This is a genomic window from Streptomyces sp. NBC_00306 (assembly GCF_036169555.1).
Classification (GTDB): Bacteria; Actinomycetota; Actinomycetes; order Streptomycetales; family Streptomycetaceae; genus Streptomyces; species Streptomyces achmelvichensis.
Map to the genome: position 1 here is coordinate 1,080,326 of NZ_CP108032.1, position 25,078 is coordinate 1,105,403.

General features: G+C 71.8%; 22 protein-coding genes and 1 pseudogene. 14 read left to right on the top strand and 9 right to left on the bottom strand.

Annotated features, from left to right (window positions below; translation table 11 throughout):
* Positions 1–18 precede the first annotated feature (18 nt).
* The 4 genes from OHA05_RS04765 to OHA05_RS04780 all read left to right on the top strand — a co-directional run bounded on the left by OHA05_RS04765 (position 19) and on the right by OHA05_RS04780 (position 3,905).
* Entirely contained in the window at positions 19–897 is an 879-nt protein-coding gene (locus OHA05_RS04765) for an LLM class F420-dependent oxidoreductase (RefSeq protein WP_328859896.1), read from the top strand.
* A gap of 84 nt (positions 898–981) precedes the next feature.
* Positions 982–1,422, top strand: coding sequence for a GNAT family N-acetyltransferase (locus tag OHA05_RS04770; RefSeq protein WP_313947657.1), 441 nt, complete (start codon positions 982–984; stop codon positions 1,420–1,422).
* A gap of 138 nt (positions 1,423–1,560) precedes the next feature.
* Positions 1,561–2,898 carry a hemolysin family protein gene (locus OHA05_RS04775; protein ID WP_313947656.1) on the top strand — a complete coding sequence of 446 codons (1,338 nt, stop codon included), beginning with the start codon at positions 1,561–1,563 and terminating at the stop codon, positions 2,896–2,898.
* Complete coding sequence (locus tag OHA05_RS04780) at positions 2,895–3,905, top strand: hemolysin family protein (protein ID WP_313947655.1); 1,011 nt, start codon at positions 2,895–2,897, stop codon at positions 3,903–3,905. The genes OHA05_RS04775 and OHA05_RS04780 overlap by 4 nt, the downstream gene beginning before the upstream one ends.
* Before the next feature lie 119 nt (positions 3,906–4,024).
* On the opposite strand, the gene OHA05_RS04785 is transcribed toward OHA05_RS04780, so the two are convergent.
* Together OHA05_RS04785 and OHA05_RS04790 are read right to left on the bottom strand one after the other, a co-directional pair.
* Positions 4,025–4,570, bottom strand: a complete 546-nt coding sequence (locus tag OHA05_RS04785) for a hypothetical protein (protein WP_328859897.1) — start codon at positions 4,568–4,570, stop codon at positions 4,025–4,027.
* Positions 4,571–4,581: 11 nt separating this feature from the next.
* Complete coding sequence (locus tag OHA05_RS04790) at positions 4,582–5,622, bottom strand: maleylpyruvate isomerase family mycothiol-dependent enzyme (protein WP_328859898.1); 1,041 nt, start codon at positions 5,620–5,622, stop codon at positions 4,582–4,584.
* A gap of 58 nt (positions 5,623–5,680) precedes the next feature.
* Here OHA05_RS04790 and OHA05_RS04795 point away from each other — a divergent pair, with 58 nt between their 5' ends.
* From OHA05_RS04795 to mug, 3 genes are read left to right on the top strand one after another with little or no spacing between them, the layout of a single operon-like run.
* Complete coding sequence (locus OHA05_RS04795) at positions 5,681–6,472, top strand: SGNH/GDSL hydrolase family protein (RefSeq protein WP_313947652.1); 792 nt, start codon at positions 5,681–5,683, stop codon at positions 6,470–6,472.
* Between the two features lie 59 nt (positions 6,473–6,531).
* A complete protein-coding gene (gene purB, locus OHA05_RS04800) occupies positions 6,532–7,965 on the top strand; it encodes an adenylosuccinate lyase (RefSeq protein WP_313947651.1) in 1,434 nt (477 codons plus the stop codon).
* A complete protein-coding gene (gene mug / locus OHA05_RS04805; RefSeq protein ID WP_313949100.1) occupies positions 7,962–8,501 on the top strand; it encodes a G/U mismatch-specific DNA glycosylase in 540 nt (179 codons plus the stop codon). The genes purB and mug overlap by 4 nt, the downstream gene beginning before the upstream one ends.
* A gap of 23 nt (positions 8,502–8,524) precedes the next feature.
* On the opposite strand, the gene OHA05_RS04810 is transcribed toward mug, so the two are convergent.
* Entirely contained in the window at positions 8,525–8,971 is a 447-nt protein-coding gene (locus OHA05_RS04810) for a hypothetical protein (protein WP_328859899.1), read from the bottom strand.
* A 164-nt stretch (positions 8,972–9,135) separates the two neighbouring features.
* On the opposite strand from OHA05_RS04810, the gene OHA05_RS04815 reads away from it, so the two are divergent.
* Complete coding sequence (locus tag OHA05_RS04815; RefSeq protein WP_328859900.1) at positions 9,136–10,293, top strand: ROK family transcriptional regulator; 1,158 nt, start codon at positions 9,136–9,138, stop codon at positions 10,291–10,293.
* A 111-nt stretch (positions 10,294–10,404) separates the two neighbouring features.
* Here the strand turns inward: OHA05_RS04815 and OHA05_RS04820 are convergent, their stop codons facing one another.
* Both OHA05_RS04820 and OHA05_RS04825 read right to left on the bottom strand, forming a co-directional pair.
* Positions 10,405–11,169, bottom strand: a complete 765-nt coding sequence (locus OHA05_RS04820) for a GntR family transcriptional regulator (RefSeq protein WP_313949099.1) — start codon at positions 11,167–11,169, stop codon at positions 10,405–10,407.
* A 249-nt stretch (positions 11,170–11,418) separates the two neighbouring features.
* On the bottom strand, positions 11,419–12,303 hold the full coding sequence (locus tag OHA05_RS04825; protein WP_313947648.1) for an RNA polymerase sigma-70 factor: 885 nt from the start codon (positions 12,301–12,303) through the stop codon (positions 11,419–11,421).
* 202 nt (positions 12,304–12,505) lie between these two features.
* Between OHA05_RS04825 and OHA05_RS04830 the strand changes: the two genes are divergently transcribed.
* The gene (locus OHA05_RS04830; RefSeq protein WP_328859901.1) at positions 12,506–13,336 is read left to right on the top strand and encodes an alpha/beta fold hydrolase; all 831 of its coding nucleotides are present in this window, start codon (positions 12,506–12,508) and stop codon (positions 13,334–13,336) included.
* A 36-nt stretch (positions 13,337–13,372) separates the two neighbouring features.
* Here the strand turns inward: OHA05_RS04830 and OHA05_RS04835 are convergent.
* A pseudogene (locus tag OHA05_RS04835) lies at positions 13,373–14,278 on the bottom strand (DMT family transporter); the annotation flags it as partial.
* On the opposite strand from OHA05_RS04835, the gene pdxR reads away from it, so the two are divergent.
* From pdxR to OHA05_RS04850, 3 genes are all read left to right on the top strand, one after another.
* Positions 14,269–15,720, top strand: a complete 1,452-nt coding sequence (pdxR, locus tag OHA05_RS04840) for a MocR-like pyridoxine biosynthesis transcription factor PdxR (protein ID WP_328859902.1) — start codon at positions 14,269–14,271, stop codon at positions 15,718–15,720. The pseudogene OHA05_RS04835 and the gene pdxR sit on opposite strands and share 10 nt — an antisense overlap.
* A gap of 304 nt (positions 15,721–16,024) precedes the next feature.
* Complete coding sequence (locus OHA05_RS04845; protein WP_328859903.1) at positions 16,025–17,602, top strand: alkaline phosphatase D family protein; 1,578 nt, start codon at positions 16,025–16,027, stop codon at positions 17,600–17,602.
* 379 nt (positions 17,603–17,981) lie between these two features.
* Entirely contained in the window at positions 17,982–19,373 is a 1,392-nt protein-coding gene (locus tag OHA05_RS04850) for a GNAT family N-acetyltransferase (protein WP_313947644.1), read from the top strand.
* Here OHA05_RS04850 and OHA05_RS04855 read toward each other — a convergent pair.
* Positions 19,309–20,508 (bottom strand): trans-sulfuration enzyme family protein, encoded by a 1,200-nt coding sequence (locus OHA05_RS04855; protein ID WP_313947643.1) that lies wholly within the window; start codon positions 20,506–20,508, stop codon positions 19,309–19,311. The genes OHA05_RS04850 and OHA05_RS04855 overlap by 65 nt on opposite strands.
* A gap of 59 nt (positions 20,509–20,567) precedes the next feature.
* On the opposite strand from OHA05_RS04855, the gene OHA05_RS04860 reads away from it, so the two are divergent.
* Together OHA05_RS04860 and OHA05_RS04865 are read left to right on the top strand one after the other, a co-directional pair.
* Positions 20,568–21,047 carry an Lrp/AsnC family transcriptional regulator gene (locus OHA05_RS04860; protein WP_328859904.1) on the top strand — a complete coding sequence of 160 codons (480 nt, stop codon included), beginning with the start codon at positions 20,568–20,570 and terminating at the stop codon, positions 21,045–21,047.
* Between the two features lie 75 nt (positions 21,048–21,122).
* Positions 21,123–22,805 carry a DUF885 domain-containing protein gene (locus tag OHA05_RS04865; protein WP_328859905.1) on the top strand — a complete coding sequence of 561 codons (1,683 nt, stop codon included), beginning with the start codon at positions 21,123–21,125 and terminating at the stop codon, positions 22,803–22,805.
* A gap of 774 nt (positions 22,806–23,579) precedes the next feature.
* On the opposite strand, the gene OHA05_RS04870 is transcribed toward OHA05_RS04865, so the two are convergent.
* Both OHA05_RS04870 and OHA05_RS04875 read right to left on the bottom strand, forming a co-directional pair.
* Positions 23,580–24,428 (bottom strand): SDR family oxidoreductase, encoded by an 849-nt coding sequence (locus tag OHA05_RS04870; RefSeq protein WP_328859906.1) that lies wholly within the window; start codon positions 24,426–24,428, stop codon positions 23,580–23,582.
* Between the two features lie 99 nt (positions 24,429–24,527).
* Entirely contained in the window at positions 24,528–25,040 is a 513-nt protein-coding gene (locus tag OHA05_RS04875; RefSeq protein WP_328859907.1) for a rhodanese-like domain-containing protein, read from the bottom strand.
* Between the last annotated feature and the right edge of the window lie 38 nt (positions 25,041–25,078).

Below are 25,078 nucleotides of genomic sequence, written 5' to 3' on the forward strand. Positions count from 1 at the left end.
CGTTGTGAAGGAGAGTCGATGCCCAGGCCGTTCCGCATCGCGGTGAACATGCTGACACCCACCGACGGCCCGGAGTGGCGCCGGAAGTGCCGGCGGGCCGAGGAGCTCGGCTACGACGTGATCCAGGTACCGGACCACCTCGGCATGATGGCGCCGTTTCCCGCGCTGATGGCCGCCGCCGAGGTGACCGAGCGTCCTCGGCTCGGCACCTTCGTGCTCAACGCCGCGTTCTGGAACCCGGCGCTGCTCGCCCGCGAGATCGCCACGACCGACGCCCTCACCGGCGGCCGGCTGGAGATCGGCATCGGCGCGGGCTATGTGGAGGAGGAACACGACCGCGCCGGGCTGGAGTTCCGCACCCCCGGTGGCCGGGTTGCGCATCTGCGGTACACGGTCGAGGAGTTGGAGCGGCTGCTCCACGACGACGGACACCTGCCGATGACAGCCCAACGACCCCGTCCTCCGCTGCTGATCGGCGGCAACGGGGACAAGGTCCTGCAACTCGCCGCGGAGCACGCCGACATCGTCGCGTTCACCGGCGCCCGGGACACCAAGGACGGGCTCCAGGTGCTCACCGCCGAGGAGGTCGACGGACGGATCGCGGCCTACCGCAGGATGGCGGGCGGACGGTCCGAGGAGCAGGAGCTCAATCTGCTGCTCCAGCACGTAGCCGTCACCGACGACCACGAAGCCGCGGTCAAGGAGCTGCTGCCCCGGGTCCCGCATCTGAGTGTCGAGCAGGTGCTGGACGTGCCCCTGCTGGCCGTCGGGACGGTAGAGGCGATCGCCGGCCGGCTGCGCGAGCAACGTGAGCGCTACGGCTTCAGCTACCTCAGCGTCCTCGACCCGTACCTGGAGACGTTCGCCCCGGTGATGGACGAACTGCGCAACGGCTGAACGGCGCGGAAGCCGAGACGACGCGGTGTCTCGAACCCTGAAAGCCGGTGGCAGGCCCGCTCCCCCGCGTGCTTGGCTCGGCCCGTGATCGATCTGCGCATACGGACAGCCCGGCCGGACGAGGCGACGAGAGTTCTGGTCTTCTGGAAGGAGGCGGCCGAGGGGACGAGCGTCACGGACGACGTGGACGGCGTCACCCGGCTGATCTCCCGCGACCCCGAGGCACTGATCCTCGCCGAGTCCGACGGCCTGCTCGTCGGTTCCGTGATCGCGGGGTACGACGGATGGCGGTGTTCCCTCTACCGGCTCGCCGTCCTCCCCTCCCACCGCAGACGCGGTGTGTCGCGAGCTCTGCTGGAGGCGGCCGAGCGCCGGTTCGCCGCCGTCGGCGGACGCCGTGGCGATGCCATGGTTTTGGAAGCCAACGAACAGGCACACGGAGCATGGGCGGCCGCCGGGTACCGGAGGGAGGACCACTGGCGACGCTGGGTGAAACCGTTCGTGGGCCCCTCCCGTCCCGAATGACTTTGCCGGTCCTTTACCATGGGTGAACCATCACTCTCCGTATGAAAGGTGTGAGCGTCCGTCCATGGGCGAGCCTCCCAGTAGCAGACATCGCGCATTCCTCCTCCCCCTGTCCGATCATGGGACGGAGGTGACCCGATGACGGAAGTGCTCCTGCTCCTCGTGGCCGTGCTGCTCTCACTGGCCTGCGGCGCCTTCGTCGCGGCGGAGTTCTCGCTCACCACGGTCGAGCGCGCCGACCTGGAGAAGGCCGTCGAGCGGGGTGAGCGAGGCGCGGCGAGCGCCCTCAAGGCCGTACGCAGCCTCACCTTCCAGCTCTCGGGCGCCCAGCTCGGCATCACCGTCACCAACCTGATCGTCGGCATGCTGGCCGAGCCCTCGGTCGCCAAGCTGATCCGCGGTCCGGTCGAAGCGGCCGGGCTCTCGCCCTCCATGGCCTCCTCGGTGGCTCTCGTCCTCGGTACCGCGCTGTCCACCGTCGTGCTGATGGTCGTCGGCGAACTGGTCCCGAAGAACTGGGCCATCTCCTCCCCGCTGGCCGTGGCCAAGGTGGTCGCCCCCGCACAGCGGGTCTTCACCGCCGCCTTCAAGCCGCTGATCAGCCATCTCAACAACACGGCCAACCGCATCCTGCGCCGGCTCGGCATGGAGCCGACCGAGGAGCTCGCCTCGGCCCGCAGCCCGCAGGAACTGGTCGCCCTGGCCCGTCACTCCGCGAAGGCCGGCGCCCTGGAGGCCGACACGGCCGAGCTGTTCGTCCGGACCCTGAAGCTCGCCGAGCTCACCGCGGAGAACGTGATGACCCCGCGCGTGCAGGTCACCGCGCTGGAGGTGCAGGCCACGGCCGAGGACGTCGCCAACGCGACCCGCGCCACCGGGCTCTCCCGCTTCCCCGTCTACCGCGGCAGCCTCGACACCGTCGTCGGCATCGCCCACATCAAGGACGTCCTGGCGGTACCGGCCGACGACCGGCCCCGCCGCGGCGTCACCGAGCTGCTGCGCGAGCCGCTGCTGGTGCCCGAGACCCTCACGGTCGACCGGCTCCTCGACCGGCTGGCAGGCAAGTCCACGATGGCCGTCGTCATCGACGAGTACGGCGGCACGGCCGGTGTCGTGACGATGGAGGACATCGTCGAGGAGGTCGTCGGCGAGGTGCGGGACGAACACGATCCGCACGAGACGCCGGACCTCGCACCCGCTGGCCAGGACGCCGACGGCCGCACCCTGTGGTCGGCCGACGGCGCCGCCCGCACGGACCAGCTGGAGCGCATCGGCCTGCGGGTGCCGGAAGGCCCGTACGAAACGCTCGCGGGTCTGATCGCCACCGAGCTGGGACGCATCCCCGTCGAGGGTGACCGCATCGACCTCGAAGGCTGGCGCCTCGATGTCGTGGACGCCTCCGGGCGGCGTGCCGCGAGGGTGCTGATGCACGCTCCGCTCCCCTCGGCCGACGAGCCCGTGGAGGCCGGACGATGACCGCGATCCAACTTCTCATCGGTCTGCTGACCCTGGTGGTCAACGCCTTCTTCGTCGGCGCCGAATTCGCGCTGATCTCGGTGCGCCGCAGTCAGATCGAGCCCCATGCGGAGTCAGGCGACCGGCGGGCCCGCAGCGTCATCTGGGGCCTGGAGCATGTGTCGGCACTGCTGGCGGCGGCCCAGCTCGGCATCACGCTGTGCACCCTGGTGCTCGGCATCGTCGCCGAGCCCGCGATCGCGCATCTGCTGGAGCCGGTGTTCGACGCGGTGGGCGTGCCGCACGGTGCGGTGCACCCGATCTCGTTCGTGATCGCGCTGGCCGTGGCCACGTATCTGCACATGCTCCTCGGCGAGATGGTGCCGAAGAACATCGCTCTCGCGGAGCCGACCCGCAGCGCTCTGCTCCTCGGCCCGCCGCTGGTGGCGCTCGCGCGGGCGCTGCGCCCGGTGATCTTCTCGATCAACGCCTGCGCCAACGCCCTGCTGAAGCTGCTGAGGGTCGAGGCCAAGGACGAGGTGGCCGCGACCTACTCGGACGACGAACTCGCCCGGATGGTGCGGGACGCGGGAGAGGCGGGCCTGCTGGACGACCGGTCGGCGGAACGTCTGCGCGACGCTCTGGAGCTGGGGCGCCGTCCCGTGCGGGACGTGGTGAGGCCGGTCGAGCAGGTGGTGTACGCGCAGGCGGGGACCACCCCGGAGCAGTTGGAGAGCCTGGCGGCCGAATCCGGGTACTCGCGTTTCCCGGTGGTCGACGGCCGCCGCATCCTCGGCTATCTCCATGTGAAGGACGCCCTGGACGCGGCTCCGCGCGACGAGCCCTTCCCGGTCACGGCGCTGCGGCCGATCGCCCGGGTCCGTGCGGCGACGCCGCTGGACGACGTACTGACCGCGATGCGCCGCAGCCGTACGCACCTGGCGGCGGTCCTGGACGAGGACGACTCCCCGGTGGGCCTGGTGACCATGGAGGACGTGCTGCGGGAGCTGGTGGGCCGGCGGGACTAGGGTCTGCCCGCCTGTCGACGGGACCGGATCGAGCCGCTGACGGCGGCCGGTCCGGTCCCGGTCCGGTCCTCGCACGATCAGGGACCGGCCGCCTGCACAGGGCAGCTCGCGGCCGGGTCTCAGTCGATCGTGAAGCTCCAGAAGACGACTTCCTCGGCGGACACAGCGATGACGCCGCAGTCCATCACGTGCTCGGTGAAACACTCAGAGGAACCCTCGCGGCGGAACATGTCCGCGTGGGGGTTATCACGCGCTGCTGACACGTTCGTGAAGTACAGAGCGTCCCGTCCGAACCGTTCCAGGACGCCACTCGCGTGGGAGATCAGCTCTCGCTCCCGCTCTGCGAAATCCGGAATGCCGTCCACCTGGAACCAGTCGTCCTGGAGGGAGACCAGCAGCTGCTCGGCACCCTTCCTGGCCACGGGAAAGACGGAGTCGAATGCGGCCGGCGTGACGGCGGTGAACGGGTTGTCCGGGCCGGTGTCGTAACGGCGCCCGCCGGGGGCCGTGATCAGCCTCGGCAGGCGACGGGGGTCGTCCGTCCTCAGCCGCATGACATCGATCGCGTCCGGATTCCAGTCCGCGTGCCGCCGCGCCCCCACCGCCGCGAACATGCCTTCCCCGAACAGGGCGCGAAGGGATGCGCTCCACGATGCCTCGTCCACCTGAGCCCGCCCTAGAACGCCGTCGCCCGGAGCCACGCGTCGAGTGTCGCGCGCTCGCCGGACACACCGAAGCGCGGGTCGTCGGACCGGTACCGGCCGTACAGGAGAAGCAGCAGGTCACCCGCCGGTCCCTGGACGCGGGCCGCGGCCGGGGGCCCGACGCGGGCCGGGACCGCCGGGCCGGAACCCGTGGCCGAGCCCGTCCAGTGGTACCCGCCCCCGCCGAACGAAACGGTCCAGCCCGCCCCCGTGTCCGTGGCCACCAGCCGCACCGAGCCCTCGGGGAGTACGCCGACGGGTTCCGCGAGCCACGGGTAGCAGGGCAGGTTCTCCAAAAACTCCTCGATCCCGTCGGCCGCCGTTCCCGGGGCGATCCGCGGCTCCTGGCCCAGGGCGAGTTCGGCGTCCGCGAGGTGGACGAGGGCCTCGAAGAGCAGCCGGCGGGGGAAGAACCGCACCCGCTGGTCGGCGCCGTGCGACCACATCGGGGTGTCCGGGTCGACGCCGCGCATCGTACGGACCGAGGCCTCGGCGCTGCGGGCCAGCCACTGGGGGTACGCGCCCGGGTCGTCCGGGAGGTCCAGTGGCACGTCCTTCGACCAGACGCGTTCGGCGGCGCGGGTGCGCACCAGATGTTCCATCCAGCGGTGGGTGGTCCCGTGGTGCCGTACGAGGTCGGCGAAGGTCCAGCCGGGGCAGGTCGGCACCGGCGTCTGCGGGTCCACGTCCCGTACGGTCTGCACGAAGCGCCGCCCCAGGTCCTCCACCGCGTCGCAGTAGAGCTCGTGCTGGTCGTCGTCGATACCGAAGTCCTCGCAGATGCGCAGCACGTCGTCGCGCAGCCCTCCGTCGGGCCGGCGGGCGGCGGTCTGCCGGAGCAGGGCCGACAGCGCGCCGCGGTCGGCGGGCGAGAGCCGGCCCAGGAGATAGCCGGTGTTCTCCAGCCACTTCACCGCGGTGTCGGGGTCGAGCACATCGTCGTCACAGGTGGCGACCGAGGTCACCAGATCGGCCAGCGCTTCGGTCAGCGCGTTCAGCAGCGCGTCGCTCACAGGGCTCCCTCCCGGTACGGAACCGACGGACCTTACCGCGCGGTAGGATCCTTCCGCCATGGAGATGCATGCCAACTACACCAGCTTTGTCGCGCTCGGCGACTCCTTCACCGAGGGCATGTCCGACCTGATGCCCGACGGGACCTACCGGGGCTGGGCGGATCTGCTCGCCGGCCGGCTGGCCGTCCGCACCGAGGGGTTCCGCTACGCCAACCTGGCGGTCCGCGGAAAGCTCATCAAGCAGATCGTCGACGAGCAGGTCGATGTCGCCGCCGCCATGCGACCCGATCTGGTCACGCTGGTGGGCGGGCTGAACGACACCCTGCGCCCCAAGTGCGACATGGGCCATGTCCGCGGTCTGCTGGAAGAGGCCGTGGAGAAGCTGACCCCGTCCTGCGGTCAGCTGGTGCTGATGCGCAGCCCCGGCCGCAACGGGCCGGTGATGGAGCGCTTCCGCCCCCGCATGGAGGAGCTCTTCGACTTCATCGACGAGCTGGGCGCCCGGCACGGTGCTCTCGTGGTGGATCTCTACGGCTCCGGAGCGCTCGGCGACCAGCGGCTGTGGGACGTGGACCGGCTGCATCTGACGGCCGAAGGACACCGGAGGGTGGCCGAGGCCGTCTGGCAGACCCTCGGCCTCGACGCCGAGGACGACTGGCGCTCGCCGCTGCCGCCCGCCGTGCAGGCGCGGTGGACCGCCCGCCGGGTCGCCGACGTGCAGTTCGCGCGCCAGTATCTGGGCCCGTGGATCGGACGCCGGCTCACCGGCCGGTCATCGGGCGACGGTCTGCCGCCCAAGCGGCCGGAGCTGCTGCCCTACGAGTTCCCGCGCACGGACGAGCCCTCGTAGCAAGCCACAAACCGGGGCGGCACGCTGGCCTGCACAAACCGCCAGTAGAATCCGTACACGTGACTGCAAAGCCTCGTATCCCCAACGTCCTGGCCGGCCGCTACGCCTCCGCGGAGCTCGCCGTCCTGTGGTCCCCCGAGCAGAAGGTGAAGCTGGAGCGGCAGCTCTGGCTGGCCGTGCTGCGCGCGCAGAAGGACCTCGGGATCGAGGTGCCGGACAGTGCCCTCACCGACTACGAGCGGGTCGTCGACCAGGTCGACCTGGCCTCCATCGCCGAGCGCGAGAAGGTCACGCGCCACGATGTGAAGGCCCGGATCGAGGAGTTCAACGCGCTCGCCGGTCATGAGCACGTGCACAAGGGCATGACGTCCCGCGATCTGACCGAGAACGTCGAGCAGCTCCAGATCCGCCTCTCCCTGGAGCTGATGCGCGACCGTACCGTCGCGGTACTGGCCCGCCTCGGCAAGCTCTCCGCCGAGTACGCCGAGCTCGTGATGGCCGGGCGCTCGCACAATGTCGCCGCCCAGGCCACGACGCTCGGGAAGCGGTTCGCCACCGCCGCCGACGAGTTGCTGGTGGCGTACGGACGGCTGGAGGACCTGCTGGCCCGCTACCCGCTGCGCGGGATCAAGGGCCCGGTCGGCACCGCTCAGGACATGCTCGACCTGCTCGGCGGGGACGCGGCGAAGCTCGCCGACCTGGAGGGGCGCATCGCCGGGCATCTGGGCTTCGCCCACGCGTTCACCTCGGTCGGCCAGGTCTACCCCCGTTCCCTCGACTACGACGTCGTCTCCGCGCTGGTCCAGCTGGCCGCAGCGCCGTCGTCCGTCGCCAAGACGATCCGGCTGATGGCCGGGCACGAACTGGTCACCGAGGGCTTCAAGCCGGGCCAGGTCGGCTCCTCCGCGATGCCGCACAAGATGAACACCCGCTCCTGCGAGCGCGTGAACGGCCTGATGGTGATCCTGCGGGGCTACGCCTCGATGACGGGGGAGCTGGCGGGCGACCAGTGGAACGAGGGCGACGTCTCGTGCTCCGTGGTGCGCCGGGTGGCCCTGCCGGACGCGTTCTTCGCGTTCGACGGTCTGCTGGAGACGTTCCTGACGGTGCTGGACGAGTTCGGTGCCTTCCCCGCCGTCGTCGCCCGGGAGCTCGACCGCTACCTCCCCTTCCTCGCCACCACGAAGGTGCTGATGGGCGCCGTACGGGCAGGGGTCGGCCGCGAGGTGGCGCACGAGGCCATCAAGGAGAACGCCGTCGCCGCCGCGCTCGCGATGCGGGAACAGGGCGCCGAGCGCAACGAGCTGCTCGACACGCTGGCTGCCGATGAGCGCATCCCGCTGGACCGCGGGCAGCTGGACGCCCTGATGGCCGACAAGCTGTCGTTCACGGGTGCCGCCGCCGACCAGGTCGCCGCCGTGGTGGGCCGGATCGAGGCCGTCGTCAAGGAGCACCCCGCGGCAGCGGGCTACACCCCGGGGTCGATCCTCTGACACCCGACGAACTGGAGGCCGCCCGCGACCGCGTCATCGACGATGTGGTCGCGGGCGGTCTGCATGTGCTGTTCTGCGGGATCAACCCGGGCCTCATGTCTGCGGCGACGGGTCATCACTTCGCCCGCCCCGGCAACCGGTTCTGGCCCGTACTGCATCGGTCGGGCTTCACACCCCGCCAGTTGAAGCCGTCCGAACAGCGGGAGCTGCTCACCTACGGGCTCGGCATCACGAACGTGGTGGCGCGGGCGACCGCGCGCGCCGACGAGCTGAGCGACGAGGAGTTCCGCGAGGGCGGGCGCCTGCTGACCGGCAAGGTGGAGCGGCTGCGGCCGAGGTGGCTGGCGGTGGTCGGGGTCACGGCCTACCGCACGGCCTTCGGCGACCGGAAGGCCAGGATCGGTCCGCAGGAGCGCACGATCGGCGGGACACGGATCTGGGCGCTGCCCAATCCGAGCGGACTGAACGCCCATTGGACGGCGCAGACGATGGCGGAGGAGTACGCCCGGCTCCGCGCGGCGGCGGAGTCCTCCTGAGCCGCGGCCTTCCCGGACACCGTTCAGGGCGGTTCGCTCACGGTGACGACGGCCAGGAGCTGGAACTCGGAGAGTCCGACGCCTATCCACCGGCCCTCGACGCGCCAGAGATGGAGCCAGGGGACGGTGGAGCTCAGGCGCAGCCACGGTTCCGGTATGCCCGGCTCGCCGGGCGCGGTCCGGGCGGCGCGCAGCTGTGTGCCGGTCAGATCGCACAGCGAGGCATCGCCCCAGCGGCGGTCCAGAGCGTCCAGCAGGGCGTCGTGCTCCGCCCTGCGCTGTTCCGCTTCCGCGCGGAGGTCCGCGTCGGGTCCCGCGACGGCGTACGGATCACCCGGATCGGGATGTCCGCCCAGCACCGCTATGTGAAAGCCCGGGCCCTCGGAGCCGACGTCCGACGGTCCGGGCTCCGCGGCGAACTGCCGGGAGCGCAGCAGGTCGATCGTCTCGAGGTGCCGTGCCGTGGTCATGTCCCCAGTAAAGCTGCCTGCACTGACATATGGCTGTCCGTCAGACAAGGAAGGCGGGACGGCGCGCGACGACCCACCGTTGCACCCCTTGCACCGACCGTGCACGTCGTACGGCCAGCGAGTACGATCCGGCAGAACACGCGCTCGAGCTGGGAGGACACACAGTGGGGCGGCTGACCGGCGGAGACCCGTCGCTGCTGCGGCGGATCAACTCCGCGGTGGTACTGCATGCGCTACGAGGCGCCGGCTCCCCCACGCTCACGGACCTGACGCGGATCACCGGGCTCTCCCGGCCGACCGTCGAAGGCGTGGTCGAGGGTCTCATGGAGGCCGGCCTGGTCGTCGAGTCCGTTCCCGAGGAGGGTGCGGCCCGCCGCCAGGGACGGCCCGCGAGGCGATTCCGCTTCCGCGCCGAGGCCGGCCATCTGCTGGGCGTGGAGATCGGACCCCACCGGGTCGCGGCCCTGCTGTCCGGCCTGGACGGCCGCATCATCGGGGCCGGGTCCCGGGAGGTGTCGGAGACCGCCTGCGCGGACGACCGGCTGGAGCGGGTGCGGCTGGTGGTCGCCGATGTCCTGCGCCGGGCCGGGATCGCCCGTAACAGCCTGCGGGCCGTGGGGGTGGGCTCACCGGGGATCGTGGAGGCCGACGGGACCGTACGGCTCGGGACCGCGCTGCCGGGCTGGACGGGACTCGCGCTCGGGCAGCGGCTCCAGCGCTCGTTCCGCTGTCCGGTGCTGGTGGAGAACGACGCCAACGCGGCCGCGGTGGCGGAGCATTGGAAGGGCTCGGGACGGGACTCCGACGACCTCGTCTTCGTCCTGGCGGGGCTCAGCCCGGGTGCCGGTTCGCTGATCGGCGGGCGGCTGCACCGGGGCTTCGGCGGAGCGGCGGGCGAGATCGGCGCGCTGCATCTGCTCGGGCGTGACGTGACCCCGGAGCGGTTGCTGTCGACGACGGACGAGCCGCTGCATCCGCTGGACGAGCAGGCCGTGGCCGATGTCTTCGCACTCGCCAAGGGCGGCGACACCCGGGCGCAGGAGGCCGTCGAGCGTTTCATCCAGCGTCTGGTCCACGATGTGGCGGCCCTGGTGCTGGCGCTGGATCCCGAACTGGTGGTGATCGGCGGCTGGGCGGCCGGTCTGGACGGTGTACTCGACCCGCTGCGCGATGAGTTGTCGCGCTACTGTCTGCGGCCGCCGCGGGTCGCCCTGTCCCTGCTCGGTGAGGCGGCGGTGGCGACGGGCGCGCTGCGGCTGGCGCTCGACCACGTCGAGGAGGAACTCTTCGCCGTGGAGGGAACGGTGACGGCCCGCCGCTGAGCCTCAGCTCGTGCGACGGGCCGTGCAGGGACGGGGTGCGCGTACCAGGTCGGGCTTCGGCGCGGCGTTCCTGGTCGTGTCCCAGGAGGCGCGGCGTTCCGGAATCGTGTCCTAGGAGGCGCGGCGTTCCTCGTCGTGGTGCCTGATCTCGACATCACCCGAGTCACCGAACGTGAGCCGGCAGGTGTCAGCCCGGTAGGTGGCGACGGACAGCGCGGCCGTCCTGCCGGCGGAGAAGTAGCGGGTGGTGACCATCAGCACGGGCGCGCCCGGCAGCCGGTCGAGCTCCTTGGCGTCGTCGGCGCGGGCGGAGCCGAGCTCCACGGCGCGGTCCTGGCCGTCGAGTTCGCGGCGCTGGAGTTCCCGCAGGACGGCACGCGCACGGGCCGGCCCGGAGGGCGTGTCGATGGCGGAGAGCTCGGCGACGGATGCGGCCGGCACGTAGAGCAGTTCGGCCGCGACCGGCTGCCCGTGGCTGACGCGCAGCCTGCGCACGACGTACGTCTCTTCGTCGGCGCCGGTGTCCAGGAACCGTGCGACCGCGGCCGGCGGCACCGCCCGGGTGCAGTCGACGGACTGCCAGGAGTCCTGCGCCGAGCCGGGCCACGCGTGCTCGGTGGTGGAGACGTCCACGCCGACGCGCGGAGGAGCGACGGTGGTACCGACGCCGCGGCGCCGCTGGAGGCGTCCTTCGAGCTCGAGCTGTTCGAGTGCCTGGCGCAGGGTCGCGCGGGCAACTCCGAAGCGGGCGGCCAGATCTCGTTCGTTGGGCAGGATCTCGCCCACCGCGAAGTCCGAGTCGAGCGCTTCACCGATCACGGTCTTGAGGTGCCAGTACTTCGGCTCCGGCACTGATTCGAGCTGCGTGGTCCCCACCCTGATCCTCCGCAATCGCCGTGTCAGCGGCGGCTTTTCCGCGCCCTTGTTTATTAAAGGTTCCTGCACTAACTCTGCGACCATAGGACGGCCCACCACCTTGGTCAAGACCAATCCTGCGTTCGTCACGCTGTGAGGTCGAGCGGGTTCGCAGCGCGTTCACAGGGCGTTCGTATCCCAGGGGAACGCGCGCGGCAAAGGCCCCCTGCCCTTTTCGGACAGAGGGCCGGAGCGGGTGCCGCTCGCAGGTCAGAGGGTGGGGAGCGCGCCGAGTTTGTCGGGGTTGCGCATCAGGTGGATGCACTGGATGCGGCCACCCCGGATCTCCAACTGGAAGACGGTGTCCGGCTTTCCGGCGCTGAACACCACGAGCCCCGGTGCGCCGTTGATCTCGGAGAATGCGAAGTCCGCCTCCGGGATCGGCTGCTTCGCCACCGCGAACAGGAACCGTCCCACCTTGTCCGCGCTCTCCAGGATCCGCACCGGGGCCTTGGTCTTGCCTCCGCTGTCGCTGATCATCCGGACGTCGGGGGCGAGGAGGTCCAGCAGGGCGTCGAGATCGCCGCCGGCTGCTGCGGTGAGAAAGCGCTGGGTGAGATCGCGCCGTTCGCCGGGGTCCACGTCGTACCGGGGTTTGCGCTCCTCCACATGCCGCCGGGCACGGCCCGCGAGCTGTCGCACGGCCGCCTCGGAGCGCTCCAGCGTGGTCGCGATCTCGCCATAGGGAAAGCCGAAGGCCTCGCGGAGCACGAACACCGCCCGCTCCAGCGGCGAGAGCGACTCCAGGACCACGAGCACGGCGAGGGAGACGGATTCGGCGAGAACCGCCTGCTCGGCCGTGTCGGGAACCGTGCTGCCGAAGTCCGTGGCGATCGGCTCGGGGAGCCACGGACCGATGTACGCCTCGCTCCTCGCCCTGATCTGCCGCAGCCGGTCGATCGCCAGCCGGGTGGTGATCCGTACGAGGTAGCCGCGCGGCTCCGCCACATCGTCGCGCTCCTGCGCGGTCCACCGCAGCCACGCGTCCTGCACCACGTCCTCGGCGTCGGCCGCCCGGCCGAGCATGCGGTAGGCCACACCGGTCAGCACGGGCCGGTGCTCTTCGAAGACGTCGGTCGCAGGGTCGCTCGCCACGCTTCCATCCCACCCGACGGCGCATCCGGTGTCCAGGCGACGGGGGCGCGCCGCGCCGCACATCCACGTCCGCCCGGCGGTTCCTCTTGAACTGGAAGCTACTGAGCGGTAATTCTTACGGACAAGCGGCCGGGCCGCCCGTCCCACGGGCGTACGCCGTCCGACACATCGGTGCCGTGGCGAGACCAAGGAGCAGCAGGGCATGGTCGCGAAGATCTCGTTCTCCGTCGAGTCACCCCGGGGCAGCCGGGAGCTGTCCGTCTCCTACGAGAGAGCGGGCTCGGGCGAACCGCTGCTGCTGCTCCACGGCATAGGGCATCACCGCCAGGCCTGGGACCCGGTGATCGGGATTCTCGCGGCCGAGCGCGAGGTCATCGCGGTCGACCTGCCCGGCTTCGGTGTCTCACCGGCGCTGCCCGACGGGGTGCGGTACGACCTGGCGGCCGTCGGAGGCGCGCTCGCCACGCTCTGCGAGGCGCTGGACATCGAGCGGCCCCATGTCGCCGGCAACTCCCTCGGCGGGCTGCTGGCCCTGGAGTTGGGCCGCGAGAAGCTCGTCCGTTCCGTCACCGCTCTCTCCCCCGCCGGCTTCTGGACGGAAGGGGAACGGCTCTTCGCCTTCGGAACGCTGCGGGCCATGCGGCTCGGTGCCCAGTCGTTGTCCCTGCCGATGATCGAGTGGCTGGCGCGCAGCGCCGCCGGGCGCGCGGCGCTCACCAGCACCATCTACGCCAAGCCGGGCAGGCGTTCACCCGAGGCCGTCGTCGCGGAGACCCTCGCGCTGCGCGGGGCCACCGGCTTCCACGAGACCCTCTTGGCCGGCCGGGACGTCCTGTTCACCGACGACATCCCCGATGTGCCCGTCACCATCGCCTGGGGCACCCGCGACCGGCTGCTGTTCCGCCGTCAGGGAGTCCGCGCCAAGCAGGCCATCCCCGGCGCCCGGCTCGTCCGGCTGCCCGGATGCGGCCATGTGCCGATGAACGACGACCCCGCTCTCGTCGCCCGCGTCCTGCTGGACGGCAGCCGCTGACCCGCGCCCGAAGACGCCCGAGCCGAGCGCCGCGCCCGCTCCCACCAGCACTCCGCCCGCCGCCTGGGCGGGACCGAACGTGCCGGTGCCCACGAGCGGCGCGGTGAGGGCGGCGGCGACGGGGATGAGTCCGGTGAAGAGCGTCGCCCGCTCGGTGCCGATCCGCTGCAGCCCCATGTACCAGGTCACAAAGCCGATCACGGTCACCACGGCCGCCTGCCACAGCAGTGCCAGTGCCTCGCCCTGGTCCGGGGTCCGCACGAATCCGGCGCCGTCCACGACGAGTCCGACGATCGTGGACTCGACGGCCGCGACACCGCACACGGTCGCCGTGAGCAGCTTCGGTCCGAGCGGCCGGAGCACGGGCGCCGCCAGTACGGCGAACCCGACCTCGCCCGCCAGCGCGGCCACCGACCAGCCGATGCCCACGGCGTCGGCGCGGCCCCACCCCTGGACCGTGAAGGCCCCCGCCGCCACGAGCAGTGCTCCGAACAGGACCGGCCGGGTGGGCCGCCGGCCGTCCGCGAGCGGTACGAGCACGGCGACGATGACCGGCGCGCAGCCGACGAACACGCCCGGGACCGCGGGCTCGGAGGTGCGTTCCGCCGCCAGGATCGCCAGGTTGAACCCAACCATGCCGACGCCGGCGAGCAGGGCTATGCGGCCCCACTGGGCGGGACCGAGCAGCTTCAGCGGCGCGAGTGCGGCCCGTCCGCCGAGCAGGGGCAGCAGAAGCAGACAGGCGAGGGCGTAGCGCACGGCCTGACCGCCGGCGTACGGGTAGTCGCCGAGGACGCTGTTGGCGGTGAAGGAGGCGCCGACCAGGCAGTAGGCGAAGGAGACGAGCCCCACGCCGTGCAGCGTGCGGGTGTTCATACAGTTCATGGGTGCGAGGCTATGGACGCCCGCGGTCCCCTTTAAGGTCCACTTCCATGACGTCATCGGGGACCAATCCGCCGGACGGGCCGTCCTGGACGACCGCCTGGGAACTGCTGCTGCCGGCCGCCGGAGCACCGGCCCGCCGCCGCGGCAGGGCCCTCCAGTCGGCCCTGCGCGAGTCGGTCAGATCGGGCCGGCTGGCGGCCGGCACCCGGCTGCCCTCCAGCCGGGAGCTCGCCGCAGACCTCGGGGTGTCACGCGGTCTGGTCACCGAGGCGTACGAACAGCTGACCGCCGAGGGCTATCTGCGCAGTGACCGGGGCGCGGGCACCTGGGTGGGGGACGCGGCCCGGGCCGGTGCCGGGGCGGCGCGGGACCTCGCGCCGCGGGCGTCCGGCGCCCGGGTGGACTTCCGTCCCGGCACCCCCGACCTCTCGCTCTTCCCGCGCGCCGCGTGGGCCGCCGCGCACAAGTCCGTACTGGCGCGGCTGCCCCATCGGGCGCTGGGCTACCCGGATCCGCGCGGCCTGCCCGAGCTGCGTACCGCTCTCGCGTCGCTGCTCGTCCGGCGCCGAGGTGTCGTCGCCGACCCCGAACGGCTGGTGGTGTGCTCGGGCGTCGCCCAGGCCATGACCCTGCTCGGTTTCGTGCTGCACGGGCACGGGCTGCGCACGATCGGCGTCGAGGACCCGGGGAGCCCCCAGCACGGCCCGCTGTTGGCCGCGGCAGGTCTCGGCGAGACACCGCTCCCGCTGGACGACGACGGACTGGCCATGGAGCCGCTGCACCGCTCCGGTGTGCGGGCCGTGGTGACGACACCGGCGCATCAGTTTCCCTCCGGGATCGCCTACTCCGCGCGGCGCCGCACCGAACTCCTCGACTGGGCACGGTCGGTGAACGGACTGGTCGTGGAGGACGACTACGACGGCGACTTCCGCTACGACCGCGCGCCGGTGGGCGCGCTCCAGGGCCTGGACCCCGAACGCGTCGCCTACAGCGGCTCGGTGAGCAAATCGCTCGCCCCGGGGCTGCGCCTCGGCTGGCTGCTGGTGCCCGAGCGTCTCGCCGAGGAGGTGGTCGAACGCAAGCGCACCATGGACCTGGGCAACCCCTCACTCGACCAGGCGCTGCTCGCCGACTTCATCGACGGCGGTGGCTACGACCGGCAGTTGCGCCGCTGTCAGCGGGCCTATCGGGAGCGGCGCGACGCGCTCGTCGACGCGCTCGACGAGCACTTCCCGGGCACGGAGGTGAGCGGTATCGCCGCCGGGCTCCATGCCATCGCCCGTCTGCCCGGGAGGTTCGGTCCCGAGCCGCGGTTCCTGGAGGCGGCGCGGCGGGCGGGCATCGCCCTGCGGCCGCTCGCGGAACACGGGACGGTGCGGTACGCGGACTCGGCGGTCCGGCTCGTGCTCGGATACGCGCATCTGACGCCGTCGGACATCGCGCGCGGGATCGGGTTGTTGGCACGGGAGACGCAGGGTGGCGGTCCGGCGGCGCCCTGACGAGCCGGCCACCGGACAACGGGCCACGGTGCCGGTGGCGTACGGGAGTTGGGGCGTCGGTGGTAGGTCCTGCGAGCGTGGGCGGAGGTCCGCGGTCGGGGAGCCGGTGGGCCGGCGGCAGCGGTGGGCCCGGGCGGGGGAGGGCCGCGCGCGGAAGGCCGGTACGCGGATGACCGGTGCGCGAAGACCGGCACGGGTAAGGCCGGTTGTTCACCTCCGGTTCGCGTTCGCGCCGCAGCCGGGCGTTAGGCATGGCTCGGCACACCCGGCGCACCCCTCCCCCAACCGTCCTGGAGGCCCAGCGATGTCGCACAGCCCGCGGAGCACGTCCCCCGACCGCCGTACCCTCCTGCGGGGCACGGTCGCCGCATCGGCGGCCCTCGCGCTTCCGGCGGTGGGCGCGCCACCCGCGCTGGCCCGCTCCGGCCGTCCTCGTGCCGCCTGGGGCGTGCAGACCGGCGATGTCACCACGTCGTCGGGACTGGTGTGGGCACGTTCGGACCGGCCCGCCCACATGATCGTCGAGACATCGGCGACGGACTCCTTCCGGCGTACGCACCGGTGGCACGGCCCGCTGCTCGGGCCCGGCACGGACTTCACCGGTACGGCGTCGCTGCGCGGGCTGCCGGCGGGCGAGCAGATCCACTACCGGGTCACGCTCGCGGACCCGGACGACCCCCGTCGTACCGGGGAGCCGGTGTACGGAACGTTCCGTACCGCACCCGCCCGGCGCCGTCAGGACGTGCGCTTCCTGTGGTCGGGCGACATCGCGGGCCAGGGCTGGGGCATCAATGTGGACGACGGCGGTTACCGCGCCTACGAGGAGATGCGCCGGCGCAACCCGGACTTCTTCCTGTGCAGCGGTGACACGGTCTACGCGGACGGCCCGCTGGTCCCGAGCGTGACGCTGCCGGACGGCCGTGTGTGGCGCAACCTGATGACCGAGGAGAAGGCGAAGGTCGCCGAGACGCTCGCGGAGTACCGCGGCACCTTCCGCTACAACCTCCTCGACGAGAACGTCCGCCGCTTCAACGCGCAGGTGCCGACCGTGGTCCAGTGGGACGACCACGAGGTGCGCAACAACTGGTACCCGGGCCAGATCCTCGACGACGTCCGCTACACCGAGAAGAACGTGGACGTCCTGGCCGCCCGTGCGTCCCGTGCGTTCAGCGAGTACTTCCCGGTCTCGACCCTGCCGTCGGGCGGGCGCGAGGGCCGCATGCACCGGGTGGTGCGGTACGGGCCGCTGCTCGACGTGTTCGTCCTGGACATGCGCTCGTACCGCAACGCCAACTCCCCAGGCCGGCAGGCCGATGACACGCAGGGCATCCTCGGCGCCGAGCAGCTCGCCTGGCTGAAGCGGGAGTTGTCGCGGTCGCGTGCGGTGTGGAAGGTCATCGCCTCCGACATGCCGCTCGGCCTGGTGGTGCCCGACGGCGCGGCGAACATCGAGGCGGTGGCGCAGGGCGACCCCGGCGCACCCCTCGGACGCGAGCTGCAGATAGCGGAGTTGCTGCGGCACATCAAGCACCGCCGGATCACCGGAACGCTGTGGCTCACCGCGGACGTGCACTACACCTCGGCCCAGCACTACGCGCCGGAGCGGGCCGCCTTCAAGGACTTCGCCCCGTTCTGGGAGTTCGTCTCGGGGCCGCTGGCGGCGGGCGGTTTCCCCGCCAACGCCCTGGACGCCACGTTCGGTCCCGAGCGGGTCTTCGTCCGCGCGCCCGAGCGGGCGAACGTCTCGCCGATGGAGTCCTCGCAGTACTTCGGCGAGGTCGACATCGACGGCGGCAGCGGTGAGTTGACCGTACGGCTGCGGGCCGAAGGAGGGACGGTCCTGTTCAGCAAGGTGCTCCAGCCCGGCCGCGTAGGACAGTAGGCAGGACAGGAGAAGAGGGACAGGAGAAGGCCGGGCATCCGCCCGGACGTGGGCCCGGCCGTCCGCCTCCGCGAGAGGTGCGGGCGGCCGGGTCTGCTGTGCGCCCGGCGTCACATGCCGAGGCGACGCGGAACCGTCACGCGCGAGGACGTGTGGAATCCTCTCCGGGGGTACTCGCGGGGACTGGGCAGACCGGGGCGAGGAGATCGTCGCAGCTCGCCGGGTGGAGGCTCCCGGCCGGTGATCGCGACACATCGGGCGACCGATCACTCCTCGCCAAAATCGGCCAATAATGGCCTATAACGGTTCAGATCCGCGCTTAACCCATCAGTCACAATACGTTCGCGATCACGCAACACAGAACGTTCACAGTGGGGGCATGACTGATGTGACTTCTGCGAAGAGTGCCCGCCGCCCCCACCACTGGCGCCGGGATCTCGTCGAACTGGCCGCGCTGTTCACGGCGGTGGCCGTCGCCGACGGCATCGCCAATCTGGTCGGCCACAGCCCCGACGGCCCGTTCCTGCTCGTCGCCTCCGCCGTCGCCCTCGTCGCCACGGCCACGTTCCACACATGGTGGGCACGACGACACGGCCATGCCCCTCCGGCCGGCACGAGCGATACCACCGGCGCTACGGGTGCGGCCGGCGCCGAGCGCGCCGACGACGGCACACCGCACGAGACGACGCTGTGGCGCATGCGCACCACCGTCCAGGACGCGCCCGGCAGTCTCGCGGCGCTGTGCACGGCCCTCGCCTCCCTGCGCGTGGACATCCTCACCCTGCAGACGCACCCGCTCGCCGCGGGCACCGTGGACGAGTTCCTGCTCAGGGCCCCCGGCCCGCTCCAGGCCCGGCAGCTGACCCACGCCGTCTCGGCGGCCGGCGGCAGCGGCACCTGGATCGAGCGGGCGGACGCCCACGACCTCGTCGACACCCCGACGCGGGTACTCGGCCTCGCCACCCGTACCGCCCTGGACGCCGCCGAACTCCCCCTCGCACTGAGGCAGTTGCTCGGACGGTGCACCATCCACTCGCTGCCCGCCGTCTCCCTCACCGGCCGCCCCACCGGCGATCTCCCTCCGGTGGAAGGCGTGCTGGAGGACACAGTGATGCGGCTGCGCGACCCGAACGGAGGCGCGATCACCGTCGAGCGGCCCTATCTCCCCTTCACCCCCACCGAGTTCGCCCGGGCGCGCGCCCTCGTCGAGCTGGACGCCCGGCTCGGCCCCCGTATCCCCCGCAGCCAGGACGTCCTCACCCTCCCCGAGGGCAACGAGATCACCGTGCGCCGCGCCGACCAGAGCGACGTCGAAGCGGCGAAGGCGATGCACGAGCGGTGCTCGCAGCGCACGCTCGGCCACCGCTACCACGGCCCGGTCGGCGACGCCGACCGCTATCTGAACCATCTGCTCAGCCCGCGCTTCGGGCGCACCCTCGCCGTGCAGACGGCCTCCGGCCGGCTCGTCGCCCTCGGCCACCTGCTGTGGGACGGGGACGAGACCGAGATCGCTCTGCTGGTGGAGGACGACTGGCAGCGCCGCGGCATCGGCTCGGAGCTGCTCGGCCGGCTCGTCGCCCTCGCCCGGGAGGCCCGCTGCAACAGCGTGTACGCCGTGACCCAGTCGTCCAACACCGCCATGGTGGCGGCGATGCGCGGCCTGGGCCTGCCCCTCGACTACCAGATCGAGGAGGGCACGCTGGTGATCACAGCCCGACTGGACGGATCTGCCGAACAGCACCGGTCCTGGTTCGAACAGGCTGAGCGCTGAGGGCTTCGGCGAGATCCCGCCAGAGGTCCTCGACGTCCTCCAGCCCGACGGACAGCCGCAGCAGCCGGTCACTGACACCGGCCGAGCGCCGGTCGCCCTCCGCGACGATGCGGTGACTGATGGACGCCGGGTGCTGGATCAGGCTGTCGACGCTGCCGAGGCTCACGGCGGGGGTGATCAGCCGTACGCCGGCGATCACCCGGTGCGGGTCGCCGTAGACCTCGAACGAGACCATGGCCCCGCCGATCCGCGGGTAGTGCACACGCGCGATACGCGGATCGGCGGCCAGCCGGCACGCCAGGTCGGCGGCCGAGGCGGAGGCCGCCCTGACCCGTACCGGCAGGGTGGACAGACCCCGCAGCAGCAGATATCCCGCCATCGGATGCAGCACACCGCCGGTCGCGAAGCGCACCTGCCGCAGGCGTCCGGCGAACTCCTCGTCGCAGGCCACGACCCCGCCCATCACATCGCCGTGACCGCCCAGGTACTTGGTGGCGCTGTGCAGCACGATCCGCGCGCCGTGCTGGATCGGGCGCTGCAGCACGGGAGTGGCGAAGGTGTTGTCGACAAGCAGCGGCACCGACCCGCAGGCATGGCGAACGGCTTCGATGTCGACCTCGGCGAGGGTCGGGTTGGCCGGCGTCTCGACCATGACCAGACCGGTGTCGGGGCGTATGGCGTCGGCGATCCCCGCCGGATCCGTCCAGGTCACCTCGGTGCCCAGCAGCCCCGTCTCCAGCAGGTGGTCGCTGCATCCGTACAGGGGACGGACGGCGACCACATGGCGCAGGCCCATGCTCGCCCGTACCAGCAGTACGGCGGTCAGCGCCGCCATCCCGCTCGCGAAGGCCACCGCGGCCTCGGCTCCCTCGAGCCGGGCGAGGGCGGTCTCGAAGCGGGCCGTGGTCGGGTTGTCGAGCCGGCCGTAGACGGGCGGGCCCTCCGGCCGGCCGCCGGTTAGGGCGAAGGCGTCGATCCGCTCGGCCTCGGCCGCGGCGTCGTAGGAGGGATACGTCGTCGACAGATCCAGCGGCGGTGCGTGCACACCCAGCTCCGCGAGGTCCTCGCGTCCGGCGTGCACTGCTTCGGTGGCCAGCGCCCGGGGTACGGGGGCGGCGAAGGCTGCGTTGTCCATGACCGCAGACTGAACACCTACCGGAAGGTAGCGTCGGATGGCCGTGCTACGTTCGATGAATGGCCGAATCTATCGCTCTGGACCCGGTCGACCTGCAGATTCTCCGCCTTCTGCAGAACGACGCCCGGACCACGTACCGCGATCTGGCGGCGGAGGTCGGAGTCGCGCCGTCCACCTGCCTGGACCGGGTCACGCGGCTGCGCCGCTCCGGCGTGATCCTCGGTCATCGCCTGGCCCTCGACCCGGCCCGGCTGGGCCGCGGTCTCCAGGCCCTGCTGTCGGTGCAGGTGCGTCCGCACCGGCGCGAGCTGATCGGGCCGTTCGTGGAGCGCATCCGCGCGCTGCCGGAATCGCTGTCCCTGTTCCATCTCACCGGGCCGGACGACTATCTGGTGCATGTGGCGGTGACCGACACGGCCGACCTCCAGCGCCTGGTCATCGACGAGTTCACCTCTCAGCGGGAAGTCGCCCGTGTGGAGACCCGGTTGATATTCCAGCAGTGGGACTGCGGGCCCCTGCTGCCTCCCACCGGACAGTGAGCGATCCGGCCGATGACATGCCGCTGAGCCGGGACGATGGTGACGTGGAGGCCTCACTCGTATGAGGATGTGCGCATGTCTGTCACCCTCAGCCATCCGCTGCCCCGCCAGGTCGCCGACGCCTACGTCGACGCGCTCATCGAACTCGATCCGACCGTCGGAAGTTATCTGGGAGTCAAGGAGAGCGCCGGACTGCTCCCGGACTACTCACCCGCAGGTCAGGAGCGATTCGCCGAACTCGCCAGGGAGACCCTCGCCCGGCTCGACGAGGCCGAGAAGCTGCCGGGTGCCGCCGCGGACGCGGAACGGCGGTGCGGACGGCTGCTGCGGGAGCGTCTGACGGCCGAACTGGCCGTGCACGATGCGGAGGAAGGGCTGCGGACCGTCAGCAACATGCGCTCGCCGGTGCACGCGGTGCGCGAGGTTTTCACGGTGACGCCGACGCAGACCGACGAGGACTGGGCAGCGGTGGCCCAGCGGCTGCGGGCCGTACAGCAGGCCCTCGGCGGCTACCGGGAATCGCTCGAACTGGGCCTGGAACGCAAGCTGTTCGGCGGCCCTCGGGCCACCACGACCCATATCGGGCAACTGACGGAATGGCTGGGCACGGACCGCAGCTGGTTCGAGGACATCGTCGCGGACGGCCCGGACGGGCTGCGCGCCGAACTCGACACCGCCGCCCGCACGGCCACCGTCGCCCTCGGTGAGCTGCGGGACTGGATGCGCGACGTCTACGCCCCGGCTGTCGCGGACGCCCCGGACACCGTGGGCCGCGAGCGCTACGCCCGCTGGTCCCGCTACTTCAACGGCACGGACCTCGACCTGGACGAGGCGTACGCGTACGGCTGGTCCGAATACCACCGTCTGCTGGCCGAGATGAAGAAGGAAGCCGACAAGATCCTGCCCGGCGCGGGCCCTTGGGAGGCGCTGGCCCACCTCGACGTGCACGGCGAGCACATCGAGGGCGTCGAAGAGGTCCGGGTCTGGCTGCAGAACCTGATGGACGAAGCGATCGAGGCACTGGACGGCACCCACTTCGAACTCGCCGAGCGGGTACGCAAGGTGGAGTCCCGGATCGCGCCCCCGGGCGGAGCGGCGGCGCCGTACTACACCGGCCCCTCGGAGGACTTCACCCGGATCGGCCAGACCTGGCTGCCGACGATGGGCGCCACGCGCTTCCCGGTCTACGACCTGGTGTCCACCTGGTACCACGAGGGTGTCCCCGGCCATCATCTGCAGATCGCGCAGTGGGTGCACGTCGCCGACCAGCTCTCCCGCTACCAGGCCACGGTCGGCATGGTCAGCGCGAACGCGGAGGGCTGGGCGCTGTACGCGGAGCGGCTCATGGACGAACTGGGCTTCCTGCCCGACCCGGAGCGCCGACTCGGTTATCTGGACGCCCAGATGATGCGCGCGTGCCGGGTGATCGTGGACATCGGTATGCACCTGGAGCTGGAGATCCCCGCCGACTCGCCGTTCCATCCGGGCGAGCGCTGGACGCCGGAACTGGCGCAGGAGTTCTTCGGCAACCACAGCGGCCGGCCGGCGGACTTCGTGGAGAGCGAGCTGACGCGGTACCTCTCGATGCCCGCGCAGGCGATCGGCTACAAGCTCGGTGAACGCGCCTGGCTGCTGGGCCGCGAGAACGCGCGACGGAACCACGGCGCGTCGTTCGACGCGAAGGCCTGGCACATGGCGGCACTGTCGCAGGGGTCGCTGGGGCTGGACGATCTGATGGACGAGCTGTCGAAGTTGTGAGACCGGCGGCCTGAGGGAGGGCGGGCCCCGCCGGGCGGCGCGGTGCGCCGCGGCGGGCCTGCGGGGCGGGCGGGCCTGCCGGGTTCGGCGGGGGCGGGCGCAACTCTGCGAGCGGCCCGCCTCGGCCGGGGCGGGCCCGCCGGGTGATCGGGGCCGGTGAGAGCCGGCCGCTCGGCCGGGCTCCGCTGTGAGGGCTGGGCCACTCGGTCCGCGGAAGGGGTCTCGCCCGCTGAGCGGCTTGGGGCCCACAGGCGTGCGGTCCGGTGACAGCAGCCGCTCGGCGGTGCCGTCCGAAGAGACCAGACCACTCGGCCGGTGGAGGAGATCCGCCAGCTCGAACCGGATGACAGCGTGCCGAACGGCCAGGCTCCCGAGGGACCGGCCACCCGCGGAGAGGGCCTCACCCGCCGAGCGGCTGTGAAGGCGGGACGGCGGGCGTGCGGTCCGGTGACAGCAGGCCGCTCGGCGGGCCCTGCTAGACACCAGGCCACTCGGCCGGTGGAGGGGGCCTCACCCGCTGAGCTGCCCGTGAAAGCGGGCGGGCGGTCCGATGACACCAGCCGCTCGGCGGAGCCTCCAAAAGACCAGGCCACTCGGCCCGTGGAGGGGCCCCACCCGCTGAGCGGCTATGAAGGCGGGACGGCGGGCGCGGCCGGCCCGGCCGCTCGTGTCGCGGGGTGCGTCAACCGCCCTACCCAGCCGCTCCCGTGCAGGAGTTCGCAGCCGGACGCCTCCCTGGTGGCTCGCTTCCCGCGTCGGGACGCGGCCCCACCATCAACGGCGGAACCCGCCCTCCGAGTTGATCACCTCGCCGGTGATCCACTCCGCCTCGTCCGTCGCCAGCCACGCGATCAGCCGCGCCGGGTCGTCCGGCATGCCCCAGCGGCCCGCCGGGAACATTCCCGCGATCTCCTCGTACACCTCGCCGTCCAGGTAGTCCGTGTCCACCGGCCCCGGGTTGACGGTGTTCACCGTCACCAGGAGATCCCCGAGGGACGTGGCGAGCGACCGGGTCGCCGATGTGAGTGCGCCCTTGGCCAGGGCGTACGCGATCTCCTGCGGCATCCCGCCGGCGATGTCCTGGCCCGACGTCATCATCACCACCCGGCCGCCGGGGGTGCGCTCCGACAGCGCGGCCCGCAGGCGGGAGTAAGCCTGGACCAGCAGGATCACCGAGCGCGCGTCAACGGCCCAGTGCGCGTCGAGCATGCCCGCGTCGATCGCGTCGAGAGGACCGTCGCTCCCGCTGAGGGCATGATTGGCGACGAGGATGTCGAGCCGGCCGAACGCTTCGGCGGCGGTGGCGACGAGTTCGGCCGGTGCGGCCGGGGCCGACAGATCACCGGGGCCGTGGAAGACGGCCGCGGCCGGATCGCCGAGTGCCTCGCGCACCCCCTCGGCCACCGCACGGGGCCCGTCGGGGTCCGCACCCCACGGCTGGGCCGCGTCGTGCGGGACATGGTGGTGGAGGTAGACACTCGCTCCGTACGCGGCGAGACGGCGAGCGACCGCGTAGCCGATTCCGCCGCGCCTGCTGGCACCGGTGACGAGGGCGGTACGGCCGCGCAGCGGCAGCGGATCACGCCGCAGGGACGCGGCATCGGGGTTCGGGATCTTCGGCATGGCAGGTCATCCTGCTCGATCGCACCGCCCGTGTCACACCCCTGGCGACCGGCGCGACCATGGCCCGAGCCCCCGCAACCTGCGTCCCCGGCCCCCGGTTCAGCAACCGCAGGCGTCCGCTCCGACAGGTGCGGTCAGCGGGTCGGCCTCGCGTTGCGCGCCGCCCTCCCACGTCTCGTACGCGAATCCCTCGCGCACCCAGTACTCGAAGCCGCCGAGCATCTCCTTGACCTGGTAGCCGAGTTCGGCCAGGGCGAGCGCGGCGCGGGCTCCGCCGTTGCAGCCGGGGCCCCAGCAGTAGGTGACCACCGGCACCGCCGGGTCGAGCAGGTGTCCGGCCTGCTCGGCGATCAGCGCGGTCGGCAGATGGACCGCTCCTGGGACGTGCCCCTGGTCCCATGACGGTGTGGACCGTGAGTCGAGGACGACGAATCCCGGGTCGCCGCCGGCAGCGAGCGCCGAGGCGACGTCGGAGACATCGGCGTGGAAGGCGAGAGAGGCACCGAAGTACGCGGCGGCAGCGGCAGGCGGCGCCGGCGGGACCCGGAGAACGGGATTCGCCAAGGCGGGGCCGGCAGGCGCGGAGTGCTCAATGAGCTGGGTCGTTGTCATGACCAAGAATCTACGAGCGGCCGGCCCGCGCCTGAAGG